Annotated in this window: 9 protein-coding genes; 3 read left to right on the top strand and 6 right to left on the bottom strand. The window is 60.6% G+C overall.

Annotated features, from left to right (window positions below):
• Positions 1–1,553 (top strand): HAL/PAL/TAL family ammonia-lyase (locus tag DXT88_RS17225; RefSeq protein ID WP_265215223.1); only part of this gene is annotated, 1,553 nt, incomplete at its 5' end.
• Between the two features lie 50 nt (positions 1,554–1,603).
• Here DXT88_RS17225 and DXT88_RS17220 read toward each other — a convergent pair.
• On the bottom strand, positions 1,604–1,978 hold the full coding sequence (locus DXT88_RS17220) for a DUF3175 domain-containing protein (protein ID WP_016833492.1): 375 nt from the start codon (positions 1,976–1,978) through the stop codon (positions 1,604–1,606).
• A 164-nt stretch (positions 1,979–2,142) separates the two neighbouring features.
• A complete protein-coding gene (locus DXT88_RS17215; protein WP_265215221.1) occupies positions 2,143–3,039 on the bottom strand; it encodes an AraC family transcriptional regulator in 897 nt (298 codons plus the stop codon).
• Positions 3,040–3,048: 9 nt separating this feature from the next.
• On the opposite strand from DXT88_RS17215, the gene DXT88_RS17210 reads away from it, so the two are divergent.
• On the top strand, positions 3,049–3,216 hold the full coding sequence (locus DXT88_RS17210; RefSeq protein WP_238533946.1) for a hypothetical protein: 168 nt from the start codon (positions 3,049–3,051) through the stop codon (positions 3,214–3,216).
• Complete coding sequence (locus DXT88_RS17205) at positions 3,203–4,177, top strand: SDR family NAD(P)-dependent oxidoreductase (RefSeq protein WP_040503275.1); 975 nt, start codon at positions 3,203–3,205, stop codon at positions 4,175–4,177. Before DXT88_RS17210 ends, DXT88_RS17205 begins: the two co-directional genes overlap by 14 nt.
• Positions 4,178–4,251: 74 nt before the next feature.
• Here DXT88_RS17205 and DXT88_RS17200 read toward each other — a convergent pair whose 3' ends face one another.
• The 4 genes from DXT88_RS17200 to DXT88_RS17185 all read right to left on the bottom strand — a co-directional run bounded on the left by DXT88_RS17200 (position 4,252) and on the right by DXT88_RS17185 (position 8,273).
• Complete coding sequence (locus tag DXT88_RS17200) at positions 4,252–5,748, bottom strand: cryptochrome/photolyase family protein (RefSeq protein ID WP_265215219.1); 1,497 nt, start codon at positions 5,746–5,748, stop codon at positions 4,252–4,254.
• A gap of 121 nt (positions 5,749–5,869) precedes the next feature.
• A complete protein-coding gene (locus tag DXT88_RS17195) occupies positions 5,870–6,616 on the bottom strand; it encodes an ABC transporter ATP-binding protein (RefSeq protein WP_265215217.1) in 747 nt (248 codons plus the stop codon).
• The gene (locus tag DXT88_RS17190) at positions 6,613–7,374 is read right to left on the bottom strand and encodes an ABC transporter ATP-binding protein (protein ID WP_016833497.1); all 762 of its coding nucleotides are present in this window, start codon (positions 7,372–7,374) and stop codon (positions 6,613–6,615) included. The genes DXT88_RS17195 and DXT88_RS17190 overlap by 4 nt, the downstream gene beginning before the upstream one ends.
• Complete coding sequence (locus DXT88_RS17185) at positions 7,374–8,273, bottom strand: branched-chain amino acid ABC transporter permease (RefSeq protein WP_016833498.1); 900 nt, start codon at positions 8,271–8,273, stop codon at positions 7,374–7,376. The genes DXT88_RS17190 and DXT88_RS17185 overlap by 1 nt, the downstream gene beginning before the upstream one ends.

Below are 8,273 nucleotides of genomic sequence, written 5' to 3'. Positions count from 1 at the left end.
CGCTCGCCGACTCCTCGCGCACCGCCCTGAAACAGAGCCGCGACTTCATCGAGTCGACCTGGATGCACGACGAAGCGCCCATGATGTACAGCTTCAACACCGGCGTCGGCCTGCTGAAGGACACCCGCATCAAGGTCGAACACATTGAGCTGTTCCAGACCCAGCTGATCAAGGCCCACAGCGCCGGCATCGGCGAGCCGTTCTCCGAAGAAGTCAGCCGCGCCACCATGCTGCTGCGGGCCAATGCCTTCGCCAGCAATTACTCCGCGCCGCGCGTGGAAGTGGTCGATCGCCTGCTGGACTTCATCAATGCCGGCATCCATCCGATCATGCCGCAAAAGGGTTCGGTCGGGGCCTCCGGCGACCTCGCGCCGCTGGCTTACCTCGCGGCTGCGATTGTCGGTTTCGACGAAGCCGAAGTGATGTACCAGGGCAAGCGCATGAGCGCGCCCGAAGCCATCACCAAGGCCGGCATCGGTCCGGTCAAGTTCGATTTGAAGGCCAAGGACGCCTCGGCCCTGATCAACGGCTGCACCGTTTCTCTCGCTGTTGCCGTACTGGCCGCGCACGATTCGCGCAACCTGCTGACCGACGCCTGCCTGTCGCTGGGCCTGACGCTGGAAGCCATGCGCGCCGAGATGTCCGCCTTCGATCCACGCATCCAGCAGGCGCGTCCGCACGCCGGCCAGATCAAGACCGCCGCCGTCATCCGCACCTTGCTCAAGGGGTCCACCCGCACCACGCATGAAGCACGTTCGGTGCAACTGCCGGACGAATCGCGCCGCACCGACATTCCGTACTCGTCGCGGATCCAGGACGTCTACTCGCTGCGCTGCGCGCCGCAGGTCTACGGCCCGGTGTTCGATGCGCTGGATTACATCGACACCATCATCGACAAGGAAATCAATTCCGCCACCGACAATCCGCTGATCTTCAGCAAAGAAGAAGCGGAAGGCGGCGGCTTCGAGATCATCTCCGGCGGCAATTTCCACGGCCAGTACCTGGCGCAGGCGATGGACTTGCTGGCGATGACCATCACCGATCTCGGCAGCATCTGCGAGCGCCGCATTGCGCGCCTGATCGACCCGACCCTGTCGTGGGGCTTGCCGCGCAACCTGATGAGCGGCGTGCGCGGCGTCAACACCGGCTATCCGGTGGTGCAATGCTCGATGAGTTCACTGGTGATGGAAAACCGCACCTTGTCCATGCCGGGCAGCGTCGACAGCATCCCGTCCAAGGGCAACAGCGAAGACCACGTCTCCAACTCGACCTGGTGCGCGCGCAAGGCGGCTACGGTGGTCGCCAACACGCAATACATCGTCGGCGTGGAAATGCTGCTGGCGGCGCAGGGACTGACCATGACGGAAGACTTGCTCAAGGACTTCGTGCTGGGCGAGGGAACGCAGGCGGCGTATGAAGAAATCCGCAAGCAGATTCCGGCTTGCCTCGATGGCGACCGCTGGTTCCATAACGATATCCAGGTGGCGCATTCGTTCATCACCAGCGGGTCGGTGCGTGAAGCCGTGGTCGGCCGTATCGGCAAGTTCGTTTGATTTGTTGTTGTCGGTGAGCAGAAAAAAGAGCAGCCTCGGCTGCTCTTTTTTCATGGCGCCCGCCCGAAGGCTTCACGCAGTTTTTTCTTGGCTTGCTCCAGGGTTTGCTTGCGCTCTTTGCCGAGGTTGCGGCCGCCGCGGTTGATGTAGAAGTTGAGCATCGACATGGCGGACTGGAAGGGCGAGGCTTTGCGGCGCCGACTGCGTTCCGAGGCGCTTTTCAATGAGGTGGCGATTTCGGCGGCGCTGCCGTTTTTGAAGATCTCATGTTTGACGTCCATCGCGTCGCTGGTCTCGTTGACGTGTTTCGACCAGCGCTTGACGTGCATCGTCTTGGTCGCATGATGGCGGGCGTGGGTGCGGCGGGAAGTATTGCCTTTCTTTTGCTGGTGAAGGTGGGACGGATGGGTTGCTGCGGTGCTCATGATGGCGACTCCTTGCTGGGCGATGACTGCGGGGAACGGTTAGCCTAGCGCGAACGAAGCGAATTGGATATCGGAAGGCATGAGCTTGTACGGTAAGGATGCTCCTACATTCCGGCTTGCGTTCTTGGCGTTGCAAAGAACACACCCGGGGACATGCAGACACGTCAAATCACGATGGCGGAGACATCGCTGATGTTTTCCCGCAGTTGCGAGGCGTCTTGTTTTGGCGGGCGGCCGAAGAGCCGGGAGTACTCGCGGCTGAATTGCGAGGGACTTTCGTAGCCGACGGCATAGGCGGTGCGGGTGGCGTCGACGTCGGATGCCAGCAGTCGTCGTGCCGCCTGGAGACGGAGTGTCTTTTGATATTGCAACGGGCTCGTTGATGTCGCTGCGCGGAAATGACGGTTGAATGAGGCAACGCTCATGCCGGCGATGTCCGCTACGGTCTCGATGGGGAAGGACTCGTCAAAGTGATGGCGCATCCAGTCGATGGCTCTTCTGATTTGCGCCAGCTTGCCTTCCTCTCGTCCTATTTGCCGCAGCAAGGGGCCATGCGGGCTCTGCAGCAGGCGGTACAGCAATTCGCGTTCTCTCGATGCCGCAAGGATGGGAATGTCGCTCGGCGTGTCCAGCAGCGCCAGCAAATGATCCCAGGCCTCGAGTACGTCGCGGGACACCGTCTCCACGTTGAAACCCAGCATTTCCTTTTTCGACCGCTCTTCGGGCATATCGGCGATCAATGAAGTGAACATCTCATGGTCGAGTGTCAAGCCGGTGCCGATGTAGGGCTTGTCTCCGTCCATCTCGAAGATGCAGCAGGTGGTCGGTAATTCGATCAACGAGGCGAAACAGCCGCCCGCGCTGTAACGCAGCATGGTCTTGCCGACCATCATCTGCTTGGCGCCCTGGAGAATGAGGCAGACGCCGGCGCTCACGGCCATGATGGTCGGTTCCGATTGACGAAAAGCCCCAATGGCGAGCCGCGGAATCGCGCTTTCCAATTGCTTTTCATTCTCGTGGCGCAACACCCTGCGGCACATCTGATCAAGTAAGTCTTGCATGAATCCAGTGTGACAGGACTTCCAGGCGAGATCAATGAAATGAGCGGATCAGGCAAGATTTTGCGCAGTTTTGGCGAAAACTCGTTGGCGCGGAAGAGTATCTTAGGCAACACCGGGCAAGCATCGCCTGCCTATTTCCCAACAACAGGAGAAGGTTTTGACCATGAAAAATTTTGATGCAACATCGACCACCGATGAGGTGCTGAGCGGTATGGACCTGCGAGGAAAGCGCGTTTTCATCACGGGCGTCTCGGCAGGACTCGGCGTTGAAACCGCCCGCGCTCTTGTAGCGCACGGAGCGGACGTGATCGGCACGGTGCGTGATCTCGACAAGGCGCATGGCGCGACCAAAGTCGTGCGCGATGCGGCAGAACGCAGCGGCAGTTCTTTCGAAATCGTCAACATGGACCTGGCCGATCTGGCGTCGGTGCGAGCGGTCAGCGATACCATGGCCGCCGCGCAAAAACCATTCGATCTGGTGGTCGCCAACGCCGGCATCATGGCGACGCCGTTCGGGAAGACCAAGGACGGTTTTGAACTCCAGTTCGGCACCAACGTGCTGGGGCACTATGTACTGATCAATCGTCTCGCGCCATTGATACGCGAGGGCGGGCGAGTGATCGTGCTGTCATCCAACGGCCACCGTTTTGCCGACGTTGATCTCGACGACCCGAACTTCGAACACACTCCCTACGATCCCTGGGTTGCCTATGGTCGTTCCAAGACCGGCGATGCGCTGCTGGCGGTTGCGTTTGACGCGCGCCACCGGCATCGCGGCGTGCGCGCCGCCAGCATCCACCCCGGCGTGATTCAAACCGAATTGATCCGCAACATGGAACCGGAAGCCTTCCAGGCGGCATTCACGGCGATGAACGAACAGCATCTGGCGCTGGGGAATCCGCCATTTGAGGTGAAGACTCCCGCGCAAGGCGCCGCAACAACGATCTGGGCCGGCATCGTCGCCGACGCTGCGACAATTGGCGGTCAATATTGTGAGGATTGCCATGTCGGATCGGTGTTGGCGGACGATGCGGTGGTCAGCGCGTTCGGCGCCGGTCTACGTCCGTTCGCCATTGATCCTGCGCGTGCCGATGCACTGTGGGAAAAAGCGGGAGAACTGGTAGGGGAAAGATTTTAAAAGTTGACCGCGCAAAAACAATCACGAAGCGGAAGGGGAGGGACCCTTGGCGAGGCGGAACACAACACAAAAAATCAATCCTCATCCCCCAAATCCTTCTTCACCACCGCATACCGCAACAAGGTCCTCTTCCGCGCTTCGGCATGATCCACCATCGGCTCCGGATAATCCTTGCCGATCTTCACCCCGGCCGCCTTCAGCACATCCGCCGGACACAGCCACGGCGCATGGATATGCTTGTCCGGCAAACCACTCAGCTGAGGCAAATAGCGCCGGATGAACTTCCCCTCAGCATCGAACTTCTCCGACTGCGTAATCGGATTGAAGATACGGAAATAAGGTTGCGCATCGCAGCCCGATGAAGATGCCCACTGCCACCCGCCGTTGTTGGCCGACAGATCGAAGTCATTGAGCAGATCCGCAAAATACTTCTCGCCCCAGCGCCAGTCGATCCCCAGATCCTTGGTCAGGAAACTCGCCGTCACCATGCGCAGGCGATTGTGCATGTAGCCGGTCTGGTTCAGCTGCAGCATGGCGGCGTCGACCAAGGGATAACCGGTACGGCCTTCGCACCACTTTGCAAACATCTCGCGCGCATGCTTGCCGCCTTCCCACTGGATCGCGTCATAGTCGGCCTTGAAGGAGCGCTCCACAACGCGCGGATGGTGGAACAGGATCATGAAATAGAAATCGCGCCAGACCAGTTCCGACAGCCACACCGGTGCGCCGCGCCGACCTTCGCCGATGCGCATGGCGTCGACTGCGGCGCGCGCCAGCGTACGGATCGAGACGGTGCCGAAGCGCAGATGCACCGACAGGTAGGACGGCCCCTTGACGGCAGGGAAGTCACGCGTATCGCCGTACTTGCCCAGGCGCGGCAGGAAGTCTTCCAGCAATTGCGCAGCCCCGGACATGCCGGTCGGGATGCGCAAGTCCTTCAGGTTGCTCGCTGCGAAGCCGAGTTGCTCCAGCGTCGGCAGGGGCTTGTGATGCTTTTTCGACGGCGGCGCCAGTTGCGCGAAGTAGGCCTCGACCGGATATGGCTTCAGGTAGAAGTCGCCGCCCGGACCGGACAGTTTGTTCATCCAGGCATTTTTGTACGGTGTGAAGACGGAAAAGGGGCGACCGGCCAGCGACAGCACTTCGTCCTTTTCAAAGATGACCTGATCCTTGCAGGTTAGCAGCTGGCGGCCGTCTTTTTCCAATTGTTTCTTGACCGCAGCATCGCGCTTGATCGCCTGTGGTTCGTAGTCGTGATTGGTGAAGACGGCATCGACGCCAAGCTCTGCCGCCAGCGCCGGAATATCTTGCTGTGCCGGGGCATGGCGTACGATCAGTGCGCCGCCGGCTGCGCGCAAGGCGGCGTCCAGTTCGGCTATGCAGGCCATGATGAAGTCGATGCGACGATCGGCTTGCAGGCCGTCGGCCAGCAGCGCGTCGAGGATGTCGCGGTCGTAGACGAAGACGCAATGCACCTGCTTGCTTTGCTTGAGAGCGTCGTACAACGCGGCATGATCGCCGATGCGCAGATCGCGACGGAACCAGACGAGGGAAGAGTCGAAAGTTGGCATGGTGGATTAAGCAAGAGCAATGGATACAGGGGATAACGCACGATAGTAAAACATCCTGCCGACGCAAACAAAAACAGCGACCGTCAGGCCGCTGTTTTTGATGAGGGCAAATACGAAACGATCAGCCGCCCAGATAGGCTTCGACCACTTTCGGATTGTGCAGCAGGTTGGCGCCGGTGTCTTCCAGCACGATCTTGCCGGTTTCGAGCACGTAGCCGCGTTGCGCGATGCGCAGCGCCTGGCGCACGTTCTGTTCGACCAGCAGGACCGTCATGCCGGTCTTGTTGATCTCTTTGACGATGCGGAAGATTTCCTGGATGATCAGCGGCGCCAGGCCCATCGACGGTTCGTCCAGCAGCAGGACCTTTGGTTTGGCCATCAGCGCGCGGGCGATGGCGAGCATCTGCTGTTCGCCGCCGGAGAGATTGCCGGCCAGGCCCTTGGCGCGTTGCTTGAGGACCGGGAATAGCGAATAGACCCACTCCAGGTCGCCGGCGACGGCGGCCTTGTCCTTGCGCGTGTAGGCGCCAAGGGAGAGGTTTTCTTCGATGGTCAGGGTGGTCAGCGTGGCGCGGCCTTCGGCGACTTGCACCACGCCGCTGCCGACGATGCGGTGCGGCGACTGTTGCGTGATGTCTTCACCGTTGAAGATTACCTTGCCGCGCGCAGCCTTGACCAGACCAGAGATGGCCAGCAGCGAAGTGCTCTTGCCGGCGCCGTTGGCGCCGACCAGCGCAGTGATCTCGCCTTCGTTCAGGGTCAGGCTGATGCCTTTGACGGCTTCGATGTGGCCGTAGGAAACCGCCAGGTCCTGGACTTGCAGAATAACGTTGGGGGCAGTCTGGATTGGGGACTGGGGCTGGCTCATTCTTCTTCCTTGCCGAGGTAGGCCTCGATCACTTCCTGATTGTTCTTGATCTCATCCGGTGTGCCTTCGGCGATGATCTTGCCGAAGTTGAGCACGGCGACGCGGTCGCACAGGCCCATCACGAAACGCATGTCGTGCTCGATCATGAAGATCGAGAAGCCGCGTTGCTTGATGTTGATGATTTCAGCCATGAGCTCGGTCTTTTCCGCCGGGTTCATGCCGGCCACCGGTTCGTCCAGCAGCAGCAGCTTGGGCTTGGTCGCCAGCGCGCGGGCGAATTCCAGCTTGCGCTGTTCACCATAGGAGAGACTGTCGGCCAGCATCCCGGCCTTGTGGTCCAGGCGCACCCAGGACAGCAGTTCGAGCGCGCGTTCGCGGGCTTCCTTCTCGATCTTGCGGAACGAGCCGAGGTTCAGCAGCAGGCCGCCGAAACCGTAGTCGAGGTGGTCGTGCATGCCGACCACGACGTTTTCGAGCAGCGTCATTTCCTTGAACACGCGGATGTTCTGGAAGGTGCGCGCGATGCCGCGCTCGGTGATCTTGTGCGGAGCGACGTTGCCGATATCCTGGCCGTTGAACACGATGTTGCCGGAGGAGGCGCGCAGCAGGCCGGTGATCAGGTTGAACACGGTGGTCTTGCCGGCGCCGTTGGGGCCGATCAAACCGAAGATGCCGCCTTCGGGCACGTTGAACTGGACGCCTTGCAGAACCTGCAAACCGCCGAAGTTTTTACTGATCTGGTTGAATTGTAAAAGCATCAGTTCACCTTCTTGCTTGCAGAGTTGTTGCTGTTGCCTGAATTACGGCGTTGCATGAATGCGCGGATACGACGCGGATCCCAGATGCCCTTCGGCAGATACAGCACGACCAGGATCAGGATCAGGCCGTTGGCGGCCAGGCGGAAGTCCTTGAAATGGCGCAGCACTTCCGGCAGCAGCGACAGGATGGTCGAGCCGATCATCGGGCCGATCAGGTTGCTGGTGCCGCCGAACACGGCCATGGTGAGGATGTCCACGGCGTTTTCAAAACCGTAGTTGTTGGGGCCGATCGTGAAGGTGTAATGCGCATTGAGCGCGCCGGCAACACCGGCAATCGCGGCGCCGATGACGAAGGCCAGCAGCTTGTAGCCGGCCACGTTGACGCCCATCAGGCGGGCGGCGACTTCGTCTTCCTTGATCGCTTCAAACGCGCGGCCGATCTTGGAGCGGCGTACGCGGGCGAGGAAATACACGGTCACGCCCAGCAGCAGCACGATGTGCCACCATTCGGTGACCGGCGGAACGCCGTTGAGGCCCATCGGGCCGCCGGTGATTTCCATGTTCAGCACCACCACGCGCACTACTTCGCCGAAGCCCAGCGTCGCCATCGCGAGATAGACGCCGGACAGGCGCAGCGTCGGGATGCCGATCAGCAGCGCCACCAGCGCCGGCAGGACGCCGCCGGCTGCAAGCGCGACCGGGAAGGGCAAGCCGGCCTGCATGGTAATCAGGGATGCGACGTAAGCGCCGATCCCCATGAACGCTGCGTTGGCCAGCGACAGCAGGCCGCACGACAGCGTGACGTAGATTGACAGTGCCAGCATGGCGTTGACGCCGACGCTGAAGATGACGGTGTTGTAAGTGGCCCAGAATCCGTCCCACCATTCCATGAAACCCAT

The organism is Herbaspirillum lusitanum, from assembly GCF_026127345.1.
Taxonomy (GTDB): domain Bacteria; phylum Pseudomonadota; class Gammaproteobacteria; order Burkholderiales; family Burkholderiaceae_D; genus Herbaspirillum; species Herbaspirillum lusitanum.
This window is presented reverse-complemented; position numbering and strand designations above follow the sequence as displayed.